The organism is Vibrio makurazakiensis (assembly GCF_050337375.1).
In the GTDB taxonomy this organism is placed as follows: Bacteria; Pseudomonadota; Gammaproteobacteria; order Enterobacterales; family Vibrionaceae; genus Vibrio; species Vibrio makurazakiensis.
Window position 1 is genome coordinate 39,389 of the sequence record NZ_JAKJSW010000024.1, and the last position, 26,550, is coordinate 65,938.

The 26,550-nt window shown below is 42.5% G+C and carries 26 protein-coding genes and 3 tRNA genes; 10 read left to right on the top strand and 19 right to left on the bottom strand.

Annotated features, from left to right (window positions below):
- Positions 1–5 precede the first annotated feature (5 nt).
- Positions 6–773, bottom strand: coding sequence for a pyruvate dehydrogenase complex transcriptional repressor PdhR (pdhR, locus tag L4C33_RS03895; RefSeq protein ID WP_428811143.1), 768 nt, complete (start codon positions 771–773; stop codon positions 6–8).
- Between the two features lie 454 nt (positions 774–1,227).
- Complete coding sequence (gene ampD / locus L4C33_RS03900; RefSeq protein ID WP_428811144.1) at positions 1,228–1,776, bottom strand: 1,6-anhydro-N-acetylmuramyl-L-alanine amidase AmpD; 549 nt, start codon at positions 1,774–1,776, stop codon at positions 1,228–1,230.
- 134 nt (positions 1,777–1,910) lie between these two features.
- Here ampD and nadC point away from each other — a divergent pair, with 134 nt between their 5' ends.
- From nadC to yacG, 8 genes are all read left to right on the top strand, one after another.
- Positions 1,911–2,798: a carboxylating nicotinate-nucleotide diphosphorylase gene (gene nadC, locus L4C33_RS03905; RefSeq protein WP_428811145.1), complete on the top strand. Its 888-nt coding sequence runs from the start codon at positions 1,911–1,913 to the stop codon at positions 2,796–2,798.
- A gap of 248 nt (positions 2,799–3,046) precedes the next feature.
- Positions 3,047–3,463: a pilin gene (locus L4C33_RS03910; protein ID WP_428811146.1), complete on the top strand. Its 417-nt coding sequence runs from the start codon at positions 3,047–3,049 to the stop codon at positions 3,461–3,463.
- Positions 3,463–5,148 carry a type IV-A pilus assembly ATPase PilB gene (pilB, locus tag L4C33_RS03915; RefSeq protein WP_428811147.1) on the top strand — a complete coding sequence of 562 codons (1,686 nt, stop codon included), beginning with the start codon at positions 3,463–3,465 and terminating at the stop codon, positions 5,146–5,148. The genes L4C33_RS03910 and pilB overlap by 1 nt, the downstream gene beginning before the upstream one ends.
- 36 nt (positions 5,149–5,184) lie before the next feature.
- Positions 5,185–6,411, top strand: a complete 1,227-nt coding sequence (locus tag L4C33_RS03920; protein WP_428811148.1) for a type II secretion system F family protein — start codon at positions 5,185–5,187, stop codon at positions 6,409–6,411.
- A gap of 64 nt (positions 6,412–6,475) precedes the next feature.
- Positions 6,476–7,345 carry a prepilin peptidase gene (locus L4C33_RS03925; protein WP_428811149.1) on the top strand — a complete coding sequence of 290 codons (870 nt, stop codon included), beginning with the start codon at positions 6,476–6,478 and terminating at the stop codon, positions 7,343–7,345.
- Between the two features lies 1 nt (position 7,346).
- Complete coding sequence (coaE, locus tag L4C33_RS03930) at positions 7,347–7,961, top strand: dephospho-CoA kinase (protein WP_428811150.1); 615 nt, start codon at positions 7,347–7,349, stop codon at positions 7,959–7,961.
- A 26-nt stretch (positions 7,962–7,987) separates the two neighbouring features.
- Positions 7,988–8,728 (top strand): cell division protein ZapD, encoded by a 741-nt coding sequence (zapD, locus tag L4C33_RS03935; protein WP_428811151.1) that lies wholly within the window; start codon positions 7,988–7,990, stop codon positions 8,726–8,728.
- Between the two features lie 60 nt (positions 8,729–8,788).
- Entirely contained in the window at positions 8,789–8,986 is a 198-nt protein-coding gene (yacG, locus tag L4C33_RS03940) for a DNA gyrase inhibitor YacG (protein ID WP_428811152.1), read from the top strand.
- A gap of 170 nt (positions 8,987–9,156) precedes the next feature.
- Here yacG and rplS read toward each other — a convergent pair whose 3' ends face one another.
- The 5 genes from rplS to ffh all read right to left on the bottom strand — a co-directional run bounded on the left by rplS (position 9,157) and on the right by ffh (position 12,770).
- Complete coding sequence (gene rplS / locus L4C33_RS03945) at positions 9,157–9,510, bottom strand: 50S ribosomal protein L19 (protein ID WP_428811153.1); 354 nt, start codon at positions 9,508–9,510, stop codon at positions 9,157–9,159.
- A 40-nt stretch (positions 9,511–9,550) separates the two neighbouring features.
- Positions 9,551–10,309: a tRNA (guanosine(37)-N1)-methyltransferase TrmD gene (trmD, locus tag L4C33_RS03950; protein ID WP_428811154.1), complete on the bottom strand. Its 759-nt coding sequence runs from the start codon at positions 10,307–10,309 to the stop codon at positions 9,551–9,553.
- Positions 10,310–10,335: 26 nt separating this feature from the next.
- Positions 10,336–10,890: a ribosome maturation factor RimM gene (gene rimM, locus L4C33_RS03955; RefSeq protein ID WP_009847609.1), complete on the bottom strand. Its 555-nt coding sequence runs from the start codon at positions 10,888–10,890 to the stop codon at positions 10,336–10,338.
- Positions 10,891–10,914: 24 nt separating this feature from the next.
- A complete protein-coding gene (gene rpsP / locus L4C33_RS03960; RefSeq protein ID WP_428811155.1) occupies positions 10,915–11,163 on the bottom strand; it encodes a 30S ribosomal protein S16 in 249 nt (82 codons plus the stop codon).
- A 212-nt stretch (positions 11,164–11,375) separates the two neighbouring features.
- Positions 11,376–12,770, bottom strand: a complete 1,395-nt coding sequence (gene ffh / locus L4C33_RS03965; protein WP_029223244.1) for a signal recognition particle protein — start codon at positions 12,768–12,770, stop codon at positions 11,376–11,378.
- A 201-nt stretch (positions 12,771–12,971) separates the two neighbouring features.
- Here ffh and L4C33_RS03970 point away from each other — a divergent pair, with 201 nt between their 5' ends.
- Together L4C33_RS03970 and L4C33_RS03975 are read left to right on the top strand one after the other, a co-directional pair.
- The gene (locus tag L4C33_RS03970; RefSeq protein ID WP_428811156.1) at positions 12,972–13,766 is read left to right on the top strand and encodes a cytochrome C assembly family protein; all 795 of its coding nucleotides are present in this window, start codon (positions 12,972–12,974) and stop codon (positions 13,764–13,766) included.
- 130 nt (positions 13,767–13,896) lie between these two features.
- A complete protein-coding gene (locus tag L4C33_RS03975; RefSeq protein ID WP_428811157.1) occupies positions 13,897–15,165 on the top strand; it encodes an HlyC/CorC family transporter in 1,269 nt (422 codons plus the stop codon).
- A gap of 102 nt (positions 15,166–15,267) precedes the next feature.
- On the opposite strand, the gene luxS is transcribed toward L4C33_RS03975, so the two are convergent.
- From luxS to L4C33_RS04035, 12 genes are all read right to left on the bottom strand, one after another.
- Positions 15,268–15,786, bottom strand: coding sequence for an S-ribosylhomocysteine lyase (gene luxS / locus L4C33_RS03980; protein ID WP_428811158.1), 519 nt, complete (start codon positions 15,784–15,786; stop codon positions 15,268–15,270).
- A gap of 23 nt (positions 15,787–15,809) precedes the next feature.
- Positions 15,810–16,430 carry a transglycosylase SLT domain-containing protein gene (locus L4C33_RS03985; protein WP_428811166.1) on the bottom strand — a complete coding sequence of 207 codons (621 nt, stop codon included), beginning with the start codon at positions 16,428–16,430 and terminating at the stop codon, positions 15,810–15,812.
- Positions 16,423–17,991, bottom strand: a complete 1,569-nt coding sequence (gene gshA / locus L4C33_RS03990; RefSeq protein ID WP_428811159.1) for a glutamate--cysteine ligase — start codon at positions 17,989–17,991, stop codon at positions 16,423–16,425. Before gshA ends, L4C33_RS03985 begins: the two co-directional genes overlap by 8 nt.
- A 101-nt stretch (positions 17,992–18,092) precedes the next feature.
- Positions 18,093–20,951 carry a M16 family metallopeptidase gene (locus L4C33_RS03995; RefSeq protein ID WP_428811160.1) on the bottom strand — a complete coding sequence of 953 codons (2,859 nt, stop codon included), beginning with the start codon at positions 20,949–20,951 and terminating at the stop codon, positions 18,093–18,095.
- 10 nt (positions 20,952–20,961) lie between these two features.
- A complete protein-coding gene (locus L4C33_RS04000; RefSeq protein WP_428811161.1) occupies positions 20,962–21,423 on the bottom strand; it encodes a YqaA family protein in 462 nt (153 codons plus the stop codon).
- Positions 21,417–22,367, bottom strand: coding sequence for an NADP-dependent oxidoreductase (locus tag L4C33_RS04005; protein ID WP_428811162.1), 951 nt, complete (start codon positions 22,365–22,367; stop codon positions 21,417–21,419). The genes L4C33_RS04000 and L4C33_RS04005 overlap by 7 nt, the downstream gene beginning before the upstream one ends.
- Before the next feature lie 171 nt (positions 22,368–22,538).
- Positions 22,539–23,669, bottom strand: coding sequence for a sodium ion-translocating decarboxylase subunit beta (locus L4C33_RS04010; RefSeq protein ID WP_004735495.1), 1,131 nt, complete (start codon positions 23,667–23,669; stop codon positions 22,539–22,541).
- Positions 23,670–23,678: 9 nt separating this feature from the next.
- Positions 23,679–25,454 carry a sodium-extruding oxaloacetate decarboxylase subunit alpha gene (gene oadA, locus L4C33_RS04015; RefSeq protein WP_428811163.1) on the bottom strand — a complete coding sequence of 592 codons (1,776 nt, stop codon included), beginning with the start codon at positions 25,452–25,454 and terminating at the stop codon, positions 23,679–23,681.
- A 31-nt stretch (positions 25,455–25,485) separates the two neighbouring features.
- The gene (locus L4C33_RS04020; protein WP_428811164.1) at positions 25,486–25,743 is read right to left on the bottom strand and encodes an oxaloacetate decarboxylase subunit gamma; all 258 of its coding nucleotides are present in this window, start codon (positions 25,741–25,743) and stop codon (positions 25,486–25,488) included.
- A gap of 373 nt (positions 25,744–26,116) precedes the next feature.
- Positions 26,117–26,193: transfer RNA gene (locus L4C33_RS04025), tRNA-Arg, on the bottom strand.
- Between the two features lie 82 nt (positions 26,194–26,275).
- A tRNA-Arg gene (locus tag L4C33_RS04030) sits at positions 26,276–26,352 on the bottom strand.
- Between the two features lie 77 nt (positions 26,353–26,429).
- Positions 26,430–26,506: transfer RNA gene (locus L4C33_RS04035), tRNA-Arg, on the bottom strand.
- Between the last annotated feature and the right edge of the window lie 44 nt (positions 26,507–26,550).

Below are 26,550 nucleotides of genomic sequence, written 5' to 3' on the forward strand. Positions count from 1 at the left end.
AAGTATTACGACTCTTTACCCTGTTGAATTCGACGAAGTGAACGTTCGCGGCGCGATGCTTCACGAGTCAAATCCAGCAATGTTTCTTCGATGTAAGCTAAATGAGAGTGTGACATTTCACGCGCCTGTTCTGGCTGGCCTGAAACAATCGCATCTACAATATTAGCTCGATGTATGCTTACTTTCTCCACAACGTCTTTACGACGATGCAACAGTTTTAAATTTTCTAAGACGTTTTGCTCAAGTAACGGAGCTAGGCTACGTACAATGTGCAATAGAACCACATTGTGTGCAGCTTCCGTCAAGGCTATAAGGAATGCCATCACCGCTGTCGATTCAGCCTCGATATCGCCTTTTTCTTGCTCACCACGAATTTTATCTTGGCATGCTTGAATACGAGCAAAGTCTTCTTCGGTACCACGTAGAGCTGCAAAATAAGCAGAAATGCCTTCCATCGCGTGTCGCGATTCCAACAAGTCTAGTTGGGTTTCGGAATGCGTAGACAACAAATTAAGCAAAGGATCTGAAAAGCTTTTCCAGATATTTTCACTAACAAACGTTCCTCCACCTTGACGGCGGGTAAGCAAGCGTTTTGCTTCTAAACGTTGTATAGCTTCACGGATTGAAGGACGAGACACATCGAACTGTTTTGCCAGCTCACGCTCTGGAGGAAGTTGTTCCCCTGGCGCTAGTGTTCCTTCCACAATCAACCTTTCAAGTTCCTGTTCAATAACATCAGAAAGCTTAGGCTGACGAATCCTTTGATAAGCCATAATTTATTGTTCTTCTTTTTTCGCAGTCAATTGGTAATACCAATTTTAATTTGGGCAGAAATTAACATAATTAAAACGCTACTGTCCAGTCGAAATTTGACCCACATCATAGAACACAGCGCGAATTAACCTAGGTTTAACATACGAAAGTTAAAACAATAACTAAATTGGTCTTACCATTTACAGCAATAATACTTTTGGGGAGTATGCGTGCTAGATAAATTGAATTTATATGGGAAAAAGTGACAAAATATGAAGCTAATAATCAGAAGAAATGTACTTTAAGTCTCATTCTTTTTGATTTAAGTACTCATAACTCATTACATTTAACATCCACTCTTCTCTACGCCATCGAAAGAACTTTCTTAGTTTTCCACTGGCACTGAATAAATACTGCAAATATAAATGCTACCTGACAGCTACAATCCAGTAACAGTCTCATTTTTCTATGTCATTATGATTTCAGCGCTGTGCGATAACGTTGCCAATCAAAGCATAGACCGGGATCGGTTTTTCGCAACGGTGCAATGTATTGGTGACCTGTAATTCTAGGTAAAGTGACTTGAGGGTAGCTTTGCATAATTTGCGCTGATATTTGAGATAGAGCACGATACTGCTCGTCGGTATAAGCAGTGTAATCGCTACCTTCTAGTTCGATGCCAATTGAGTAATCGTTACATCGTTCCCTGCCCGCAAAGCTTGATTGCCCAGCATGCCAAGCTCGGTCTAAAAAAGAAACAAACTGTACAATTTCACCATCTCGGCGAATCAAACAATGTGCCGACACTCCCATGGTATGAATCACTTTGAAAAACGGGTGCTCATCAGGATCCAGTTTTCCTGTGAAGAAGTGCTCGATATAGGGTCCACCGAACTCCCCTGGCGGAAGGCTAATATTGTGGACAACAAGAAGCGAAACACTTTCTTCTTCCGGTCGCTTATCGTAATAAGAAGAAGGAACTTTCCTCGCTGAACTACACCACCCTGAGCTATCAATTTTCATTTTATCCCTTAACTGAGTACATCTATGACTATAGATGTGAGCTATCCCAAGGCACAGTGTTGGGTCAGCTCTTTAATTTGATTTCAAGCAAGAGTATCATTCCAACCTCACTTCCTTTCAAGATTAGATTTGCGATGAAAAACACACATAACAGCCACGAACGCCTTGACTACCTAAAGCAGCAACTACCAAACGAGATCACTCGCGCGGTTGCAGAAACAATTAAAGAAGATCTTGGTGGAACGTTAGATGTGTCAGCAGATATTACTGCAAGTCTAATCCCCGCTGATGCAATGAACAAAGCGACTATTATCACCCGTGAGTACGGTGTGTTCTGCGGTCAAGCTTGGGCTGACGAAGTATTTAAGCAACTCGGTGGGGAAGTTAAGATCACCTGGCATGTTCAAGATGGTGATCGAGTGGAGCCAAACCAAACGTTATGTACACTTGAGGGACCAGCTCGCGCTCTGCTTACCGGTGAACGTAACGCAATGAACTTCATCCAGACGTTATCTGGCTGCGCAACTACAACGTCTATATACGCAGATAAAATTAAGCACACAGAATGTCGCCTACTCGATACTCGTAAAACAATCCCAGGCCTACGTAGCGCATTAAAATACGCAGTAGCATGTGGTGGGGGCTTCAATCATCGTATCGGTGTATTTGATGCATATCTAATTAAAGAAAATCACATCATCGCTTGTGGCGGTATCGAGAAAGCTATTTCAACCGCGAAAGAGCTCAACCCAGGAAAATCAGTAGAAGTTGAAACGGAAAGCCTAGAAGAGCTAGAACAAGCGATCAATGCTGGCGCAGACATCATCATGCTCGATAACTTCACGAAAGATATGATGCGTGAAGCAGTTAAAATTAATGCGGGTCGCGCAGCTCTTGAAAACTCAGGAAATATTACGCTCGATACCATCGCCGAATATGCAGAAACTGGTGTCGACTACATTTCAGTAGGTGCACTTACTAAGCACTTGAAAGCTATGGACTTATCAATGCGTTTCGTCTAATAATTAAATTAGACCGTTATCATGAAGGCTGAATCTAACTTAGATTCAGCTTTTTTATTTTCTGCTTGAAAATTAATCTAGATTTTCGCATTAACTTGATCGCATTTATTTGAGCGCTCAGTGAAAACTAAGCCGAATAAACACTAAACCACTCGCGCCATATCCTCGACTACATTTTCTTATTCATTCAGACACTTATCATTCCCACATCACAGGTTAGTGATTAATTAATCTATACGGAAATGAATATGAAAAATGTAATAAACACGAAGAAACAAAAAGGTTTCACTCTAATTGAGTTAATGATTGTTGTGGCCATAATTGGTGTTTTATCTGCTGTAGCAATTCCCGCATACAAAAACTATGTTACTAAAGGGGAACTTTCCTCAGGCCTAGCAACTATGAGAGCACTAATTACACCAGCAGAGTTAATCCACCAAGAGAAAGGTGTCATTGCACAAGCAACAAGTTTAGGTGACCTAGGAACAACAGGCGCTGCGAATACGTTAGGTGTAATTTCAATTTCCGCAGATGACACACTACTATTCACTTTTGGTGCATCAAGCTCTATCAATGCTGCAACAATAAAATTTGTGAGGGGGACTACTGGGTGGGTTTGTACCAATAGCAAACAAGCGACTATCCCTGTTGATGGCTGTGTATAGTGCTTACCAACCTCCCAACAATTCTACGTCAGGCTAGTTTACTTAGCCTGACTCAAGAACAAGCTGTAATCGCTCATATCCAAGCTTCTGGTACTTCAACACCAGAAGCTTTAGTACAATTGGGTTTAATCAGCTATAACGAATTGGCAGAGCATTTAAGTACGATATTTGGACTTTCGGTCACTGATGTATCTCACTATCAATATGAGCTGCTGTGTGAAAGCCTCGGTTTACGTGAACTCATAACCCGTTACCAAGCCCTTCCTTTGTATGAGTCGTCTTCTACTCTCACTATCGCAATAGCGGACCCAACCAATCTACAAGCTGAAGATGACTTTCGTTTTGCAACAGGTCTACAAATCGAATTAGTACTCGCTAACTTCAAGGTTCTAGAAGGTGCTATTCGTCGTCTATATGGACGGAACATTCAGAATTCAGATTCAAATATAAAAGAAATCAGCCAAGACGAACTTGCCAACCTCGTGGAAGTATCTGATGACGAAATTCAAAGTGTTGAAGACCTTAGTAAAGACGACTCACCTGTCAGCCGCTTCATCAACCAGATATTAGTTGATGCTGTACGTAAGCGATCCTCAGATATTCATTTTGAGCCTTATGAAGAGGTCTATCGAGTCAGGTTGAGGTGCGATGGTATTTTGGTAGAAACCCAACAACCCGCTAGCCATTTAAGTCGAAGGTTGTCTGCCCGTTTGAAAATACTCGCTAAACTAGATATCGCTGAGAGACGCTTACCACAAGATGGTCGAATTAAGCTCAAACTGAATGCCGAGCTTTCTATTGATATGCGAGTTTCTACCCTCCCAACTCTTTGGGGAGAGAAAATCGTTTTACGACTACTCGACAGCAGTGCTGCCAATCTTGATATCGATAAGCTTGGTTACAACGAACAGCAGAAGCAACTCTACCTTGATGCATTGAAGCGCCCACAAGGTATGATCTTAATGACAGGACCAACAGGGAGCGGCAAAACCGTTTCACTTTATACAGGTTTGAGGGTCCTCAATACTCCTGAACGTAATATTTCAACGGCAGAAGATCCCGTAGAAATCAACCTATCAGGGATCAATCAAGTCCAAGTTCAACCTAAAATAGGTTTTGGTTTTGCCGAAGCATTACGATCATTTTTACGTCAGGACCCAGATATTGTAATGGTCGGTGAAATACGTGATGTAGAAACAGCCGAGATAGCCGTCAAAGCAGCGCAAACTGGGCACCTAGTTTTATCAACTCTACATACAAATTCCGCAGCGGAGACAGTAATCCGTCTTTCTCATATGGGTATTGAAACTTTTAACCTAGCTTCTTCATTAAGTTTAATCATCGCCCAACGCCTTGCTAGAAAACTCTGTGAACACTGTAAAATTATAGATGACTCCCCTACGATAAAAGCTCAACATCAACTTGCAGAAAGTTGCCTTATCTTCAAAGCAAACTCTGCAGGGTGCAATGATTGTACTGGAGGTTATTCCGGTCGTATTGGCCTCTACGAAGTCATGAAGTTTGATAAAAACCTAGCTGAAGCCCTCATGAATAAGTGCAGCATTATAGAGATTGAAGACATCGCAAAAAAAAATGGCATGCAAACCTTGCAAGATTCTGGTTTAGAAAAGATGGCTCAAGGTCTCACTAGCCACCAAGAATTACAGCGCGTGCTTTATTTCTAATTCAGTGACTTCCTAAAATATTCAACGGACTGTTCCATGAAAAAAATGAAAACGAATCAACTAAAAAACTACCGTTGGAAAGGTATAAACAGTTCTGGAAAAAAAGTATCAGGACAGGCACTAGCTTTAACTGAAATGGAAGTGAGAGACAAACTTAAAGAACAACACATACAGATAAAGAAGATTAAAAAGGGAGGCGTATCCGCCTTAACTAGAATCACTCACCGAGTGAAAGCGAAAGATATCACAATATTAACCCGCCAGCTTGCCACAATGCTGACTACTGGTGTCCCTATCATTCAGGCCATAAAACTTGTTTCGGACAACCACAACAAAGCTGAAATGAAATCAATACTGACTCATATCAGTAAAGGAGTTGAAGCTGGAACCCCACTTTCGAAAGCTATGAGAACAGCAAGCCGTCACTTTGACGATCTCTATACTGATTTGGTCGCTACAGGTGAACAATCTGGAAACCTATCCGAAGTTTTTGAACGGCTCGCAACTTACCGTGAAAAAAGTGAACAATTGAGAGCCAAGGTGATCAAGGCTCTTATATATCCTGCAATGGTAGTTCTCGTAGCACTCGTCGTTTCATACTTAATGCTAACCGTGGTCATACCCGAATTTGAGAGTATGTTTTCAGGGTTCGGCGCAGATTTACCATGGTTTACTCAGCAAGTATTGCAACTATCTAATTGGGTGCAAAGCTACAGCATTTGGGTCGTCGCAGTTTTGTTCACTGTCATATTCATTTTTCAGTCTCTTAGGAAGCGCTCCTTTACGGTGAAGTTAACAACGAGCAAAATCGGTTTAAAGCTTCCTATTATCGGAGCTGTGATATCCAAAGCATCAATAGCTAAATTCAGTCGTACACTCGCCACCAGCTTTAGTTCTGGTATACCAATTTTATCGAGCTTACAAACAACTGCAAAAACCTCAGGTAACACTCATTACCAAACCGCAATCAATGAAGTGTATAGGGAAACCGCAGCTGGCATGCCAATGTATATCGCAATGCGGAACACCAACGCATTTCCTGAAATGGTATTACAAATGGTAATGATTGGAGAAGAATCTGGAAAACTCGATGATATGCTCAACAAAGTCGCCACTATCTATGAATTTGAAGTTGATAATACCGTCGACAATTTGGGTAAGATCCTAGAACCACTTATTATCGTTTTTTTAGGAACCGTTGTCGGTGGCTTAGTTGTTGCAATGTACTTACCAATCTTTAACTTAATGAGTGTGTTAGGGTAGTATACATACAATTATCTTATCCCTAAGCCATCGGCTTACTTACTCTTGGTAGCACCGTACTCTAATGGAAGCATTTTACTATTACCCATGGTTATTCCCCGTTCTCGCTACTCTATTCGGACTCATTGTCGGTAGCTTTCTTAATGTAGTGATCCATCGTTTACCAATAATGATGGAACGTGAATGGACTGCAGAATGTTCTGAGTGCTTCCCTGAATATAAGATCCCAGTACCAGAAGGTACTTATAATTTAAGTGTCCCTCGCTCTACGTGCCCGAAATGTAATAGCCAACTACGTATACTGGATAATATTCCAGTACTTAGCTGGCTGTTACTACGCGGTAAGTGCCACAAATGCAGCAACCCTATTAGCATTCGCTATCCAGCTGTTGAACTGCTTACTGCTATAATGTGCTTCATTGTTGCCGCCAATTTTGGTTTCAGTGCCTTTAGTATTACATTGTTGTTTTTTACTTTTACCCTCATAGCTGCAACCTTTATCGATTTAGATACCATGCTGTTACCCGACCAACTAACGTTACCTTTAGTTTGGGCTGGTATCGCTCTTTCTGTATTCGGTATTAGTCCAGTATCTTTACAAGATTCCGTGATAGGCGCTATGACCGGCTATTTGAGCCTATGGTCTGTGTATTGGGGCTTTAAGTTCCTGACTGGAAAGGATGGAATGGGATTTGGTGATTTCAAATTGCTCGCGGCCCTAGGAGCCTGGTTAGGTTGGCAACATTTACCCATTATAATCCTGCTTTCATCCCTTGTTGGTCTTGTGTTTGGTCTAATTCAGCTTAGGCTTCAAAAGAAAGGCATAGATAAAGCGTTTCCGTTTGGCCCTTACTTAGCTATTGCGGGTTGGATAAGTTTAATTTGGGGCGATCAAATTATGAATTGGTACTTTAGCTCAGTTCTAGGGATTTAATATGCCATTAATTATTGGACTAACAGGCGGTATCGCAAGTGGTAAAACAACGGTTGCGAACTTATTTAATCAGCACTTTGGAATAGAAATTGTCGACGCTGATATTGTTGCAAGAGAAGTCGTTGAAGTGGGCAGTGATGGTTTAAATGCTATTGAAAAAAAGTTTGGGAAAGAGATTCTTAATCCAGATAAAAGCCTCAACCGTCAAATGTTAAGAGAAARGATCTTTTCAGCCCCAGAAGATAAAGAGTGGCTAAACCAATTACTTCACCCGATGATCCGTGAAAGAATTAACTTAGAACTCACCAGAATTTCATCTCCCTATGGTTTATTGGTAGTACCATTGCTTATTGAAAATAATATGCAATCTATGGCCAATCGAGTTTTAGTGGTCGATGTAACAGCCGAAGAACAAATACATAGAACTGTATTACGTGATGATGTTTCTCAAGAGCAAGTAAAAGCAATCTTGTCCTCTCAAGCTTCCAGAGAGCAGCGTCTAGCTCATGCCGATGATGTGATTAAAAATAGTACAGAAAACCAAAAACTTTTGCCTCAAGTCACAGATTTACACCAAAAGTATCTGGCTATTTGTAGGGAAAATCAGCGAAAATAGCAATGAGTACAATTAAGGTTAGTTAGATGATACCGCACAAGTTTGAACATCCATTAAATGAGAAAACCCGCATCTACTTACGAGTTGAAGCGCTGTTGAGACAATTGCATCTATCATCAACCTTCTCTGATCCACAACAATACCAACTTTTTTTCCGTTCTTTGTTCGATCTCCTAGAGATCTTCGAACAAATTCAGCTAAAGAGTGAACTAGCCAAAGATATCGAAAAGCAACGTCTAGCCTATAAAAGCTGGCTAAATGTTGATGGCGTCGATCAAGAGATGCTACTGACTTTACTAAGCGACATAGATAAAGTTCACCGTGAACTAATGAAAGCAGAGCGCTTTGGTCAGTCTTTGAAAGAAGACCGATTCTTGAGTGCTATTCGTCAGCGCTTTAACTTACCTGGCGGTTCTTGTTGTTTTGATCTTCCCGCTTTGCATTATTGGCTACACCTACCTATTGATAAAAAGATACGTGATGCTAAGTCTTGGACTGACAGTCTACAGCCTCTTTTCGACTCTCTAGCGTTATGGCTGAAGCTAACTCGCGAAACAGGTCACTTTACGAGTCAAATCGCAAGGGCTGGGTTTCTTCAAAGTGAAGCTGAAGAAGCAAATATTCTACGCTTATCAATACCAATGCATTACGGTGCTTATCCGATGATCTCCGGTCATAAGAATCGATTCGCCATTAAGTTTATGAGCTTCGAAACTGGCCAAGCGTGTCCAAAAGATATCGAATTCGATTTAGCAATCTGCACCTAAGAACCTTTTGAATCGACCTCATTTAAACTCTATTTTTATTAAGCAGTAAAAGAAATCAATATGTCAAAGAAACCAACAGTCGTTAAGTGCCCTCAATGCAATACAGATGTCGAATGGAGCGAACAAAGCCCTCACCGTCCGTTTTGTAGTAAACAATGTCAGATGATCGACTTTGGTGAGTGGGCAGATGAGGAAAATAGCATCGCTGGTGCCCCAGATATGTCTGATAGTGATGGCTGGTCTGAAGATCCTCATTAATCAGAGTACTAAGTAAATGTCTATAATTTGAAGAAACCTAAGAGGTTGATGTGGAAACATCAGCCTTTTTTATATTTCAGCCTTACCTTCTTCAATAAGAAGTATCAAATTTCATCCACAAAAAAGCGGAGCCAAATGGCTCCGCTTTTATCGATAGAATGCAAAAAGAATTACTTCTTAGTAAGCTTCTCTTTAATACGAGCTGACTTACCAGAACGCTCACGTAGGTAGTACAACTTGGCACGACGTACTGCACCACGGCGTTTAACTTCGATGCTATCAACCATTGGAGAGTGAGTTTGGAACGCACGCTCTACACCTTCACCGTTCGAGATCTTACGAACTGTGAATGCAGAGTGAAGACCACGGTTACGAATAGCGATTACAACGCCTTCGAAAGCCTGTAGACGCTCACGGTCACCTTCTTTTACCTTAACCTGAACTACAACAGTGTCACCTGGTGCGAACTTAGGAAGGTCTGATTTCATTTGCTCTTGCTCAAGAGCGTTGATGATGTTGCTCATTTGTAAATTCCTAGAATAAACTGATACTAAATTTAATAGGTTACTGCTTGCTTTTCATTTCCGAGCGATGCTCTTTAATGAATTCAGCCAGTAATTGTTCCTGTTCGTCAGTCAGAGCTAGGTTTTCCAGGAGTTCTGGTCTTCTTAGCCAAGTTCGGCCCAACGATTGTTTTAACCGCCAGAGACGAATATCCTTGTGGTTACCAGACTTCAGTACGCTAGGTACATCTTTTCCGTCTAACACTTCAGGGCGCGTATAGTGAGGGCAATCTAGCAAACCATTTGCAAAAGAATCTTCTTCTGCTGACGCAAAATCTCCCAGTACACCCGGAACGAACCGAGATACTGAATCAATTAGCGTCATGGCTGGCAGTTCACCACCCGTCATCACAAAATCTCCAATTGACCRTTCTTCGTCAACTTCAGATTGAATGATACGCTCATCTACCCCTTCATAGCGTCCACAAATTAGAACAATGTTCTCGTTTGTAGCTAGCTCTTCAACACCCTGCTGGTCGAGCTTACGACCTTGAGGTGAAAGGTAGATAACTTTCGTCTTACCCGGTGCTGCTTGCTTGGCAGTTTTGATAGCATCGCGCAAAGGCTGAACCATCATTAACATGCCAGGACCACCACCGTAAGGTCTATCATCAACAGTGCGATGTTTATCATGAGTGAAATCACGAGGATTCCATGTCTCAATAGATAAAAGACCCTTTTTAACCGCTTGACCTGTTACTCCAAAATCAGTAACAGAACGGAACATTTCAGGAAAAAGGCTAATAATGCCAACCCACATGTGTTCTCTCGCTCTGTAATTTGGAGTTAGAATCCAGGATCCCAGTCAACTTCGATCCGGCGAGCTTCGCGATCAACTTTCTTGATCACTTGCTCTTCAAGGTACGGGATTAACCGTTCCTTTTGGCCAAAAGCATCTTTAAGATTTGCTTTAATAACTAGAACATCGTTTGAGCCAGTTTCTAATAGGTCAGTGACCTCACCAAGGTTATAACCTTTAGTGGTAAAAACTTGCATGCCAAACAATTCACGCCAGTAGAATTCATCTTCTGACAATTCAGGTAATGAAGCAGGGTCAATAGCAATTTCAAAGTTGGTCATCAGTTGCGCGTCTTCACGAACATCTAATCCTGCTAGTTTACATACATAACCTTGGCCATGACGTTTCCAGCTTTCAACTTTATACTCAACCCACTCGCCCTTTAGCTTTAAATACCAAGGACTGTAATCAAATATGCTTTCAGCATTGTCTGTGTAGGAGAAAACTTTAAGCCAGCCACGAATACCATAGGTAGACCCAAGTTTACCCATGACAATTCTTTCGTTTTGCTCACTCATAGTTTCTTTACCCTTCATCGACATAAGCTATTTCTCTTTAAAAAAGAATTAAGCCGCTTTTTGAGCGTCTTTAACTAGCTTAGCTACACGATCAGATAGAGATGCGCCTTGACCAACCCAGTGGTTAACACGATCTAGGTCTAGACGTAGACCTTCTTCTYGACCTTGAGCAGTAGGGTTAAAGAAACCTACTTTCTCGATGAAACGGCCAGTTGCAGCGTTACGGCTATCCGCAACTACGATTTGATAGAATGGGCGCTTCTTTGCACCGTGACGTGCCAAACGAATGGTTACCATGTCGTCCTCTTTGCTTTCTTAATAAAATAATTAACCCCAAGTATAAGTAAATAGCTTGGGGTCTCGTGCCAAATTAAAGCCCCGGAATTTTACTCTTATTCCGGTGCAATGCAAGGGCTTTAGCTATTTTTTCACCAACATAGCCACCGTACACTTTCTGTGACACGCATAACACTATGAAAAGTAACGTAGCTAAAGCTTACATTTGTAGATTATCGACCAAACGGGTTAAAACCACCACCCATTCCGCCCATACCACCGCCGCCGCCCATCATGCCTTGCATGTTGCGCATCATGCCTTTCATTCCACCTTTTTGCATTTTCTTCATCATCTTCTGCATTTGGGTGAACTGTTTAAGCATACGGTTTACGTCTTGTACCTGTGTACCAGAACCCGCAGCAATACGCTTTTTGCGAGAACCTTTAATTAGGTCAGGGCGTTGACGTTCTTTCATTGTCATAGAGTTGATGATCGCTTCCATTTGCTTGAACATCTTGTCATCAACTTTATCTTTAACGTTATCTGGTAGTTGAGACATACCTGGAAGCTTATCCATCATGCCCATCATGCCGCCCATATTTTGCATCTGACCTAGCTGTTCACGGAAGTCTTCAAGGTCAAAACCTTTCTTCTCTTTGAACTTCTTAGCCAGCTTCTCCGCTTTCTCAGTATCAACGTTTTTCTGTAGGTCTTCAATAAGAGACAGTACGTCGCCCATACCAAGGATACGAGAAGCAACACGATCTGGGTGGAACGGTTCTAGTGCGTCAGTTTTTTCGCCAACACCTAAGAACTTAATCGGTTTACCTGTAATATGACGAACAGACAGTGCAGCACCACCACGCGCATCACCGTCAACTTTCGTTAAGATAACACCAGTCAATGGTAACGTATCGCCAAAGGCTTTAGCTGTATTCGCAGCATCTTGACCTGTCATAGCATCAACTACGAACAGAGTTTCGACTGGATTTATCGCAGTATGAAGCTCTTTGATCTCGCCCATCATCTCTTCATCGATAGCTAAACGACCGGCAGTATCGACAATTAGCACGTCGTAGAATTTCTTCTTCGCGTGGTCGATTGCAGCGTTTGCAATATCAAGAGGCTTTTGATCAGCTGAAGAAGGGAAGAAATCTACACCAACGTCACTCGCTAATGTTTCAAGCTGTTTAATTGCAGCTGGACGATAAACATCGGCAGATACAACCAAAACTTTCTTCTTATCTCTTTCAGTAAGTAACTTAGACAGCTTACCTACCGATGTCGTTTTACCCGCACCTTGTAAACCAGCCATCAAAATCACTGCTGGCGGTTGTGCTGCTAAGTCAAGAGCCTCGTTAGACTCTCCCATCACAGCTTCAAGCTCAGCTTGAACTATTTTAATGAACTCTTGGCCCGGTGTTAAAGATTTAGAAACCTCAACACCTACAGCACCTTCTTTCACGCGCTTAACAAAATCGCGGACAACAGGTAGAGCTACGTCGGCTTCAAGTAGTGCCATACGCACTTCACGCAGCGTTTCTTTAATATTGTCTTCGGTCAGACGACCTTTACCGCTGATGTTCTTCAGCGTTTTGGATAGACGATCCGTTAAATTATCAAACATAGTTTTCTCTTCGCTCAAAACTGCGACTATTACTGTGAGTATACATTAGCGCGGATTAGAGTCATACCCGTTGTAATGTGTTAATAATTCGTCGGTGTGATGTCAGACATTATTCACTTGAAATTGTAGGAAGATCCACCATAGCCCCAAGGAGCGATGCAAGGTATAATTCGTCAATTAGTAATCATTTAAATGGATACCATGGACAGTCTTATTGCTATCGCAGCAGCCTTTCTCTATACAATGGCGATATCCACGATCATTCCAGGTCTCGTGCATCAGACCGGAATCCGTGCAAAAACGGTATTTGTCAGTGCACTGCTTGCTCTAGCATTCCATGCTTGGTTGCTTGGCGACCTGATTTTCAATGCTAGCGGCCAGAACCTTAGCATCCTAAATGTCGCTTCATTAATTAGCTTCATCATTTCGCTCGTAATGAGCGGCGCAATGCTCAAAAACCGACTTTGGTTCATTCTTCCAGTCGTTTATAGCTTTGCAGCAATCAACTTAATGGCGGCTTCTTTTCTGCCAAGCACGTTCATTAAGCACCTCGAAAACGATCCTAAATTATTAATGCATATATCTTTAGCGCTATTTTCCTACGCCACCTTAACTATTGGGGCTTTATACGCTTTACAGTTAGCATGGTTGGATCACAAGCTAAAGAAAAAGAAAGCTCTCGCGATAAATCCAAATATACCGCCTTTAATGATGGTAGAAAGACAGCTCTTTAAGATTATCCTGATTGGTAACCTGTTATTGACGGGGACTTTACTGACTGGGTTCGTATTTGTTGAAGACATGTTTGTCCAAGGAAAGGCACATAAAGCTATTCTCTCTTTCATCGCTTGGCTTATTTACACTACGCTACTTTGGGGCCATTACCAGAAAGGTTGGCGCGGTCAGAAAGTCACGTGGTTCGCAGTTGCAGGTGCCAGTTTGTTAACTCTCGCCTACTTCGGTAGTCGGTTTGTTCAAGAAATCATTCTGAGTTAATTTAACATTATAGGTAAGGCACTATGGCGCCTTGCCTTTCAAGCATACAACACGCTATATTCAATTAACTTACTGGCCTTTACTGGTCACTAAATTAATTAAGCAAACATATTAATAGGAAAGTAATAGTTTGAACGACATATCAACGGGTATCTTATTTGCGCTACTCGCGTGTCTCATTATCATCTCAGGTTATTTCTCTGGTTCTGAAACGGGCATGATGTCCCTGAACCGCTACCGTCTAAAGCACCTTGCCAACACTGGTCATAAAGGAGCAAAACGAGTTGAGAAGCTACTCAACCGCCCTGACCGACTTATTGGTCTGATCCTGATTGGCAACAACCTAGTTAACATATTGGCTTCTGCTATTGCGACAATCCTAGGTATGCGTATCTATGGAGATATTGGTGTCGCTATCGCAACAGGTGCCCTTACCCTTGTTATTCTGGTTTTTGCAGAAGTCACACCTAAAACCATCGCTTCACTATTCCCAGAGCGGGTGTCATACGCCAGTAGTATACTTCTAACGATCTTAATGAAAGTATTATCACCATTGGTTATTTTGGTGAACTTCATTACTAATGGATTCATTCGAATTCTTGGAGTAAAGGCTGATCATAACGCTACAGATCACTTAAGTTCTGAAGAGCTTCGAACTGTAGTAAATGAAGCTGGAACTCTAATACCACAACGTCACCAAGATATGTTGGTGTCTATTCTCGATCTAGAGCACGTTACTGTTAATGACATTATGGTTCCACGTAATGAGATTACGGGGATCGATATTAACGATGACTGGAAGTCAATTGTACGTCAGTTAACGCACTCTCCTCACGGACGTATTGTGTTGTATCGAGATCAAATAGATGAAGTCGTTGGTATGCTACGACTGCGTGAAGCCTATCGTTTGATGCTTGAGAAAAACGAATTTAATAAAGAAACCTTATTACGTGCCGCAGATGAAATTTACTTTATTCCAGAAGCAACACCTTTGAATGTGCAGCTACTAAAATTTCAGCGTAATAAGCAGCGTATTGGTTTGATTGTTGATGAGTACGGCGATATCAATGGTCTTGTCACTTTAGAAGATATCTTAGAAGAGATCGTTGGTGAATTTACAACGTCTATTGCACCAAGCTTATCCGAGGAGATCACTCCACAAAGCGATGGTAGCTTCCTAATTGAAGGTAGTGCCAATATTCGAGATATCAACAAAGGCTTACAGTGGACACTTCCAACAGACGGGCCGAGAACACTTAATGGTCTTATCTTAGAGCACCTAGAAGATATTCCCGAAAGTCACCTGAGTGTACAAGTTGCTAAACACCCTATGGAAATTGTTGAACTGGAAGAGAACCGCATCAAACTTGTTAAGGTTTACCCTCAAATCGCTAAATAGCAGATAAACTAGATACACTCTTCAGCCTCTAAAATTAAAAAGGCCTTGTTCAATGAACAAGGCCTTTTTTAATTGCTATTTAGTAGCTCGTTATTGATTTAATCAATCAATTTTCAGCTCTTGTAACATAGCTTCTGGTAGTGCTAGTTCATCATTTTTGTTCACTGCGATACCAGCGCCAATGATTGCTTTTGCAATTGCTTTTGCTTCATCTAATGAGTGCATTGCAGCTGTACCACATTGGTATTCATTCAATTCAGGAATCTTGTTTTGTGATTCAACTTTCAAAACATCTTCCATAGCCGCTAACCAAGAATCTGCCACTTCTTGCTCTGAAGGAGTACCAATTAAGCTCATGTAAAAACCTGTACGACAGCCCATAGGCGAAATATCGATAATTTCTACGTTGCTACCATTTAGGTGAGCGCGCATGAAACCAGCATAAAGATGCTCAAGAGTATGAATACCTTTCTCAGATAGAATATCTTTGTTAGGCGCAGTAAAACGTAAATCGAATACTGTGATCGTATCACCTTTTGGTGTCTGCATTGTTTTTGCTACACGTACCGCAGGCGCATTCATACGAGTGTGGTCTACAGTAAAACTATCTAATAAAGGCATTGCTCTTCTCCGTGAGGGTCGGCTTAAAAAAACCAACTCCGATTATTTTCCAATTCCTGCTGACATTGCTTTAACTGCCAACCATAATCTTTTGCTTGTTGCTCAACCTTTCTAGCGACCTTAAGTAAGGATGGCTTAGAGTTATAACTTTTACGTTTGTAGCCACCACGACCTTCATGGTAAGCCAAGTATTGGTTATAAGGGTCCCATTTAGAGATACCCAGTTGGCGTTGTGTCTCACTAGTATACCAGCCGATAAACATTAGTGAATCATCAAAATTCGTTCTTGACCCACCGTGGTCAGTCGCTTTTTGAAAGTCTTCCCACGCAGGGTCTTGGGCTTGCGCATACCCGTAAGCACTGCTTATGTGCCCCCAGGGTATAAAGCCAAGTAAATAATCTTTCGGTGGTCTTGCATCATGTCTAAAGCTGCTTTCTTGCTTAACAAATGCCATCGAAATATTAATTGGAGTGCCCCACTCATCTTTCATATCGAGTGCATCTTCATACCAAGAAGGATGCTCACGAAAGATGTCACAGATATTATTCTGCTGCTTGGGCGGTGCAGTTGCGCAACCCGCTAGCAGTACCACTGTACAGCTAGCTCCGAGTTGAATCGCTCTTTTGGGAATACTATTATGCATTAAGGTAAGAAAAGTAACCTTTAAGGAAGCCATCAAAGTCCTGCTCTTCAACGCTCTCAACTTCTTGTTGAGCCTTAATGGAACGTGACACTTCATTTTCCATTAACTGTGCAGAGTAAACTTTATATTGATGGTCTTTATGCTGTTGAGCGTAAGCTTTACCTAATGCACAACCCACTTTACCCAAACCACCATGTTTCTTAGTTTCAGCAAGAAGCTGACCAGAAATAGTTAATTCAGGGTTATCAATCCACTCTTCTAGCGTATCGCAAGTCTCTTGATAAGCTTTACCACCTTGCTCTGCATCCATCATTTCAGCAATCAAACGTAGATCTTTAAATACACGTTTGGCCCAATCTTGCAGAGAAAGCTTCTCACCGTCACACCCAATTTGTAGCTCTAAACCGGTTTCACGACCTTCTAAAATCACTTTATTCCAGTTATCACGCCAGCACTCAAGCTCACAGCTATCCATCTCGGCAGAGTCGGTTAACACGCTCCACGTTAGGAATAGATCTAAGAAACGAACCTGCTGTTCGTTGATACCTATAGTGCTAAATGGGTTTACATCTAAAGAACGAACTTCGATGTATTCAACGCCACCGCGAGCTAATGCTTCTGATGGTTTTTCACCACTTTTAGCCACACGCTTAGGGCGAATTGGCGCATATAATTCATTTTCGATTTGAAGAACATTAGTATTCAATTGGCGGTATTCACCGTCAACTTTTGTGCCTATCTCTCCAAACTCTTCAGAGGGAGTACGAATCGCTTGATTCAAGCCATCAAGGTACTGACCTAAGCTATTGAAGCCAATTTTCAATACGCTTTGAGCACTGTTGGTATAGCCTAAGTCACTTAAACGCAGTGCGGTCGCTTTTGGTAGGTACAGTGTCTCACCAATTTTTTCGAAAGGTAGCTTAGTCTCACGTCCTTTGATAAACGACGGACAAAGTGCAGGCGAAGCACCAAAGAAATATGGGATCAACCAACCAAAGCGGTAGTAGTTACGAATAAGACCAAAGTACGCTTCAGATTTCGATTCGCAGCGTTCTTTTTCATCTTGCTCGCCAAATAGACTGTCCCAGAAGCTTTCTGGAAAAGAGAAATTAAAATGCACACCTGAAATGATCTGCATTAAGCTGCCATAACGACGTTTAAGACCTTCTCGATAAAGAGTCTTCATTTTACCGTTGTTTGACGTGCCGTATTGAGCAAGCTGAATATCGTCTTCACTACCAACATAACAAGGCATAGATAGTGGCCACAGCTTTTCACCCTCTAACTTAGTTTGAGTAAAGTGGTGAATGTCCGAAAGCTGATTCAATAGCGTTGGAACGTCTTGTGAAACTGGCGTAATGAACTCAAGCAACGATTCCGAAAAATCTGTCGTTACCCATTCATTTGTTAACGCTGAGCCAAGCGCTTTAGGGTGAGGAGTGGAAGCCAAATGTCCTTCCTCAGTGTAACGTAACGTTTCCCTTTCAACACCACGACCAAATTGAGAAAAGGTCGATGGGTTGTTTGCAACTTGCTTAAGTCGCGCAGCAAAATCAGTCAAAATTCAGTTCACTTATCTTGTATCGTTCTGATTAGAACTATCATAAATTAGGTTGAGGGAAAAACATTCGAGCCATTTCCCCCTCTCCATTAATATGTACTCTAACGGACGATTTCAAGCTCTTCCATTGGAATATCTAACTTTTCTAGTTTAGGTGCCAACGATTTAGCGTCACCAACAACGATTATTTGATAATCAGATGGGTCAAACCATTTAGCAGCCAGTGTATTGAGCGTCTTCTTGTTTATATTTTCAACGATGTCATTTCGTTGCAGTAAGTAATCTTCATCTAGGTCGAGAGTCACAATATTGCTGAGCAAATTAGCTTTCTGAGATGGTGTTTCATATTTCAGAGCGTCCTGCTGCCCTACAGCTAAACGCATGAAGTTAATCTCATCATCCGTTAACCCTGCTTGGCTCATTTCATTCAACTCAGAGACAAACTCATTAATAGAAGGAATGGTCGCATCCGCTCGCACTTGAGCACTAAATACGATGACCCCCACTTCTCGATTACTTGCAAAATAGCCACTCGCTCCATAGGTATAACCTTTGTCTTCTCGAAGATTTTGGTTAATACGACTGTTGAAGTTACCCGCTAAATTGAAATTCGCCAATTGACTCATGAAAAGTTCACCCGTTGCGTCAAACGGTAGCCCTCGACGCACCAAACGAACAATGCTTTGCGGAGCCCCTGGCTTATCCACTAAGTATACTTTCTGCGCATTTAACGAAGTAATTCGTTCAGGTCGAACGATTGGCGCAGCATCACCTTGCCACTCTTCAAAGAATTTCAGTTGTTCTTTTACCTGTCGTTGATTGATGTCACCTACGACCACAACTTTCGCCCCTTCTGGGGTATAATTCTTCTGGTAGAACCCCTTAACATCACTCAATGACAATTCCTGCAAAGAGGCTTTCGTTCCGTCGTTAGAGCGACCAAATATGGTCTTGCCAAATATGACCTGTCTCGTAGCTTGAGACGCCATCCAGCTCGGCTGTTGATGCTGGTAAACAATGCCTTCTAGCATCTGTTTTTTTACTCTATCGAAATCTTCTTCAGCAAACTTAGGGCTAAGAAGAACCTCTTCGACAATCTCCAGAGTCTCTGCCAAGTTTTTCTCAAGCGCAGAAACAGATATTGTCGTCGTATAGCTGCCAGCACTAATACCAACCTGGCTGCCCAGTGTATCCAGTGCTGCTTGCAGTTCTTCAACGGTTCTATCTGTTGACCCCTCTTCCATCATTGCTGCTGTAAGATTCGCTAAACCTTCTTGTCCCGGCTTTACATATCTCTCACCAGCTGGCAGTTGGATCTCAAGCTGAACTGTCGGTGTTTCATTAGTCACAGTACCGATGAGCTCAGCACCATTTTGATAATGCACTCGATACAAATCAGGCATCGAAGCTTTCACCGCAGCATCAACCGGTGGCATTTGGCTACGATCAAAATCATCAATAGCTTTACGCAACACCAATTGGTCTTCGGTGACAGGTTCAAATTCAGGCAAGGTCCTAGGAGGTGTTTCAAAGTCTGCCTGTTTAACGGCTAGTTGAGACTGCCCCTTAGGAATAACGCTCAGAGTCACTTTAGGCTGATCTTTAACAAAGCGATGATAAACGGACATCACACTTTCTGGCGTCACGGAACGGATTTGGTCTAGCTGTTGTTCAATACGATTTGGCTGACCATAAAATGTTTCATTAGATGCCAGCTGCGAAACTTTTCCTTTCACACTCTGCAATGCGAATACAGCGTCAGCTTCGGCCATACCTGTTATCTGTTCTAAACGTGCAGGCTCAACTCCAGATGTTTCAAAGTCTTCCATTACTTGCATCATCTCTTGATACAATGGCTCTAGATCGCCTTTCTTACCTGAATCACCCATCGCATAGACATACATAGTACAGGCTAATTCAGCGCAATCCTGAAATGCCCCAGCACTCACGGCCTTCTGTGTTTTCACAAGGCGTTGATACAAATAACTGTTAGTGCCCGAACCAAGCACACTCGCTAACGCATTCAGCGAGGCCTGTTGCTCTTCACCACGATACGTAGTCGGCCAGCCAACTAACACCATAGGTTGGCGAATATTATCTTCAAGCGTGACATAGCGATCCGCTTCTACAACTGCTGGTTGCTTTTCAGCGCTTTCAACTTCTGGTCCTCTCGGGATAGAGCCAAAATACTTATTCACCCACTCTAACGTATCTTCAACATCTAGGTCGCCACCAATGGTTAAGACAGCATTGTTCGGACCGTACCAGCGTAGGAAGAAAGCTTTAAGATCATTAACATCAACGCGATCAAGATCTTCGACATAACCGATAGGCTGCCAAGAGTATGGGTGGCCTTCAGGGTAAAGCGCTTCACCCATTCTTTCCCACATCAAACCATAAGGACGGTTTTCATAATTCTGAGCGCGTTCATTTTTAACGGTATCACGCTGAATTTCGAACTTTTTCTGTGAAACAGCATCAAGTAGAAAGCCCATGCGATCCGACTCAAGCCAAAGCATTTTTTCTAACTGGTTAGACGGAACTGTTTCAAAATAGTTAGTACGGTCACGATTAGTCGTACCATTTAAAGTTCCACCAGCTTCAGTGATGATTTTAAAATGCTCTTGATCGCCTACATTTTCAGAGCCTTGGAACATCATATGTTCGAAGAAGTGAGCAAAGCCAGACTTACCAATTTCCTCACGGGCAGAACCTACGTGATAAGTCATATCAACGTGAACCAGTGGGTCGGAGTCGTCAGGAGAAAGGATCACCGTCAACCCATTATCTAATTGATACTTCGAATAAGGGATAACAACCTTTCCAGATACCGGCTCAACCTCTTCAATTAGAGTGACGCCTTCAGGTAATGATGAAAAGAAAGGAACAGAGACAGGTACGTTATAAGAACAGCCATATAAAGCGATAAGAGAAAACGTACCGAGTACAACCTTTTTCATAGGTTCACCTTTAAAAAAAACCAAAATAAAGTGCAGCTAACAGGCTATAACGCAGGGCTTTGCCGATAGATATCAGGATAAGACAAGGTAGGAACTTCATGCGTAACCAACCCGCAGCTAAACACAATGGGTCACCGATAACAGGTAACCAGCTAAATAATAAAGTCCAATATCCGTACTTATTAAGCCATGTAATAGCCTTATGACCATGTTTCTCGGATTGAGTTCGATTTGGTAGCCACAGACCTATCCAATAATTAGTTAAGCCACCTAAGGTATTACCAAGCGTGGCAACAAATATTACAGTAGGAACTGAGAATTGATTAAGACTTAATGTCGCTATTAAGCCAGCTTCTGAACCACCTGGAAGTAGCGTAGCACTCAGAAAGCCACTAATGAATAGCACCCATAAGGCTGAGTCAGAAAACCAATATGCAATAGTTTCAAATAAGGAGTTAAAGGTTTCTAGCACTGCATATCAAGCAAAATCTTGCCCCTTGTATGACCGGTTTCAACTTGACTGTGAGCATCTTGCACTTGCTTCATTGGGAACACTTTTTGAATTTCTGTTTTCAGAATACCGACACTCACCATATAGAGCATCGTGTCTAACTGCTGAGGTGTAGGCTCAACCAACATGCCACTGGCACTAAAGCCTAATAGCTTGGCTTTCTCACAAATAAGCTCAGCACTTAATGTGGGGATAGTGATAACTCGAGCGTTGTCGGTTAAGCACTTAAGAGCATCAAGTGCGGTGTCACCACCCACAAGGTCTATCAATACATCAACATCAGAAACACGCTCAGATGCTGGTGCAAATTTATAATTGATCGCATGAGCGCCTAAAGTTGCCATGTAATCTAGATTACTTTCGCTGCACGTTGTAAATACTTCAGCTTTTGCTGCAACAGCAATTTGTACTGCTAAATGCCCAACACCACCGGCGCCTGCAAGTATAAGTACACGTTCACCTTCTTTCACTTCAGCCTTATTAATGGCCTGTGCAGCAGTTTGACCAGCCAAGGGTAACGCGGCGGCGGCTTCGAGCATTACCGAGTCTGGCACAGCGCTTAATACTTCTTCTGGTACACAAATATATTGGCTGTACCCACCACCTTGTAACGGGAAACCAATAAAGCCTGCAACGTTATCTCCAGAAGAAAACCGCTTGCTTCCTTCACCACAAGCAACAACTTGACCTGAAATGTCGTAACCAGGAACCCAAGGCAAGTTATCTTTATTTTGCGTAGCCGCCCAACCTAGGCCAGCTCGGGTTTTAACATCAATTGGGTTTACTCCGGAAAATGCCACTTTGACAAGAACTTCGCCAGCTTGAGGTTGTGGAACCTGACTTGATTGAATGGCCAGAACACCAACATCACCGAACTCTGTAATCGCAATTTGCTTATTTTCCATTTCAATAATTCCTTCGTTGATCCAAAAAGAAAGGGATGCGAAAGCATCCCTTTGACTATAAACCATTTTGTTTGATTAAGTTAACACGTGAATCGCAAATTAACGTTCAATTTACATAGCGCGTAAACTCAACCTATACCTGCTTCATCTCAGTTTCACTTGGTATGTCCACTAACCAACTAAGGCGAGCAAAATACCTGCCGCTACCGCACTACCAAGTACGCCAGCCACGTTTGGTCCCATAGCGTGCATCAACAAGAAGTTCTGAGGGTTTGCCTCTAAACCAACTTTATTAACAACACGTGCCGCCATAGGTACAGCCGAAACACCTGCAGCACCGATAAGAGGGTTAATATCTTCCTTCGAGAAGCGATTAAGCAATTTCGCCATCAACACACCGCCCGCAGTACCAATACTAAACGCTACCGCGCCCAAACCTAAGATACCAAGAGTTTCTAAGTTTAAGAAAGTATCAGCTTGAAGCTTAGAGCCTACGCCTAGGCCAAGGAAAATGGTCACGACATTAATCAGCTCATTTTGAGCAGTTTTTGAAAGACGATCAACGACACCTGCTTCACGCATTAAGTTACCTAAACAGAACATACCCACAAGTGGTGTTGCTGAAGGTAGGAACAAGATAGTCATCAGTAGCACAGCTAGAGGGAATAGAATCTTCTCTGCTTTGCCTACGTGACGTAACTGAGCCATCTTAATTTTACGCTCTTCCGGAGTGGTTAACGCTTTCATGATTGGCGGCTGAATAATAGGTACCAAAGCCATGTAGCTGTATGCAGCTACGGCAATTGCGCCTAATAAATCAGGGGATAACTTACTCGCCAAGAAGATCGCGGTTGGGCCATCGGCACCACCAATGATCGCAATGGAAGAAGCATCGGCCATCGAGAATTCCATTCCTGGAACATAGTTCAGTAAGATCGCGCCAAATAGCGTTGCGAAGATACCAAACTGAGCCGCAGCCCCTAGCCACAATGTTTTAGGGTTCGCAATCAACGCACCGAAGTCCGTCATCGCACCAACACCCATAAAAATCAGCAGTGGGAAAATACCCGTTTCAATACCAATGTAGTAAACGTAGTACAGCAAACCACCTGGATCGGTAAATCCAGCATTTGGAATGTTTGCTAATACAGCACCAAAACCAATAGGCAGTAGAAGTAACGGTTCAAACCCTTTACGAATTGCCAAAAACAACAATAAGCAACCAACCAACATCATACAGATCTGGCCGAACTCAAAGTTTGCAATCCCTGTTTCAGACCATAAGGTCATCAATCCTTCCATGGTACTCCCTTACGCTAAGCTTAGTAGTGGAGCGCCTACAGTAACTGCATCGCCTTCTTTAACATTCAGTTCTTGAACGATACCACCACGAGCAGCTCGAACTTCCGTTTCCATCTTCATTGCTTCTAGGATAAGTAGAACGTCGCCTTCAGCAACCTCAGCACCCGCCTGAACGTTGACTTTAAAGATATTACCCGCCAATGGAGCAGGAACCGCTTCAGCGTCAGAAGCCGCTACAGGTGCAGCTTGAGCAGGTTTTGCTGATGGCGCAACAGATGTTAGTTCACCTTGTGGGCCAACCTCGACATCGTAAACTTGACCATCAACCTTCACGCTATAGCTTTCAATACCACCAGATGCTTGTACTGGAGCAGCGGCAACTGGCACAGCAGCGTCAGCCGTTGGTGCTGGTTCAAATGCTTCAGGGTTACGGCGATTTTTAAGGAACTTAAGGCCGACTTGTGGGAAGAGTGCATAAGTCAGAACATCATCAACCGTATCTTCTGCAAGAGAGATACCTTCTGATTTTGCTTTCTCTAAAAGCTCTGTTGTTAGTGTATCCATTTCAGATTTGAGTAAATCAGCAGGACGACAAGTAATAGGTTCAGCACCATCCAAAACTTTCGCTTGCAGTTCAGCATCAACCTCAGCAGGAGCTTGACCGTACTCACCTTTCAGCAGACCCGCAGTCTCTTTAGTGATGCTCTTGTAGCGTTCACCTGTTAGAACGTTAATAACCGCTTGAGTACCCACAATTTGAGAAGTTGGCGTTACCAAAGGAATGTAACCAAGCTCTTTACGTACGCGAGGGATCTCTTCTAGTACTTCGTCCATACGATCGGCAGCGCCTTGCTCTTTAAGCTGGCCTTCCATGTTAGTTAACATGCCGCCAGGAACCTGAGCAATTAAGATTCGTGAATCAACACCTTTTAACTGACCTTCCCATTTAGCGTACTTTTTACGTACTTCACGGAAGTAAGCCGCGATAGGTTCAATCTGATCAAGCTTAAGGTTGGTGTCACGTTCAGTGCCTTCCAACATCGCAACAACCGTTTCAGTTGGCGTGTGCCCGTAAGTACAACTCATAGAGGAGATTGCAGTATCGAGAATATCGATACCCGCTTCAACAGCTTTAACCGCAGTAGCCGTCGATAAGCCTGTAGTCGCATGGCTGTGCAGCGCTAGAGGTACATCACACGACGCTTTAATGCGAGTAATTAGCTCTTCAGCTTCATATGGCTTTAATAGACCAGACATATCTTTGATACAAAGCGAGTGACAACCTAGATCTTCTAGGCGTTTAGCAAGGTCGACCCAAGTATCAGAGTTGTGTACAGGGCTAGTTGTATAAGAAAGAGTACCTTGAGCGTGACCGCCAACATCAATCGTAGCTTTAACAGCTGTTTCAAAGTTACGAACATCATTCATTGCATCAAAAATGCGGAACACGTCCATACCATTACGATGTGCACGTTCAACAAACTTTTCAACTACGTCATCCGCATAGTGGCGATAACCTAAAAGGTTTTGTCCACGAAGTAGCATTTGCATTGGGGTGTTCGGCATTGCTTTTTTAAGCTCACGCAAACGCTCCCATGGGTCTTCTCCAAGAAAACGGATACACGAATCAAACGTCGCACCGCCCCAAGTTTCTAGTGACCAGTAACCGACTTTATCCAACTCTGCTGCGATAGGCAGCATATCCTCGATACGCATACGAGTAGCAAATAGTGACTGGTGTGCATCACGAAGTACCACATCTGTGATAGCTAGTGGTTTAGACATGCTCATAAACTCCTTTTAATCCTTTTAAATACTACTTAGCAGTAGACACACGGTATTGACGTACCGCGGCCGAAATTGCTGCCACAACCTGTGGACTAACAGCAGAAGGGTTTGATTGTAATTTTTTGTTTGTTTTAGGTGCTGCGATCGGCTCTGGTACTTCTTCTGGTACCAGTTTTGACATCAACCGAACGAGGTAAACTAGAATGGTTAGGAAAATAAAGACGACAGACATCCCCGTTAGCATGAGGGTTGCTGCATCTCCTAGCAGGCTTCCAATATTAATCATGTTGCTTCCTTTCTTCGTCATCCTGACATTTGTGCAGGATTTCAGCGAATAATGATCCCGACCCATGGATTATCTCGATTGGTAAAAGTTTGTCAATTTTGTTTAAGGCAGTCTTATAGATAAAGTGCATTTTAGGTTACTTTTTCGCCACCCAGATCACATAACTCCGCTAAATAAGCTTTTTACAGACATATTAACTAGTAATTATTTGGCACTTAAGGGTGAAGTAATTTGAAGGTAAGTAAATAGAAAGAAAGGTATTGAAAGGCTTTTAAAAAACAACAGTTTGCATGCAGTTACATTTAACAATTCAGCAACATAATATCTTTTAGATATAAAAAAACCTCGTCGAAACGAGGTTTTTTTATGAAAGTGGCGCGCTCTGGAGGATTCGAACCTCCGACCGCCTGGTTCGTAGCCAGGTACTCTATCCAGCTGAGCTAAGAGCGCACGGTTTTAATATCAATTTATTGTTACTAACAACAGATCAATAYAAGGATTTCAYTCTCGTAAGARAGAAGCCCATAAATAGTGGCGCGTCCTGGAGGATTCGAACCTCCGACCGCCTGGTTCGTAGCCAGGTACTCTATCCAGCTGAGCTAAGGACGCACGGTTTTAGTATCAACTCTGATAAATCAGTAAYCAATACRAGGATTTCATTCTYRTAAGAAAGAWGCCCTTAAWAGTGGCGCGCTCTGGAGGATTCGAACCTCCGACCGCCTGGTTCGTAGCCAGGTACTCTATCCAGCTGAGCTAAGAGCGCACGGTTTTAGTATCAATTTGATATTACACAATTCAATACAAGGA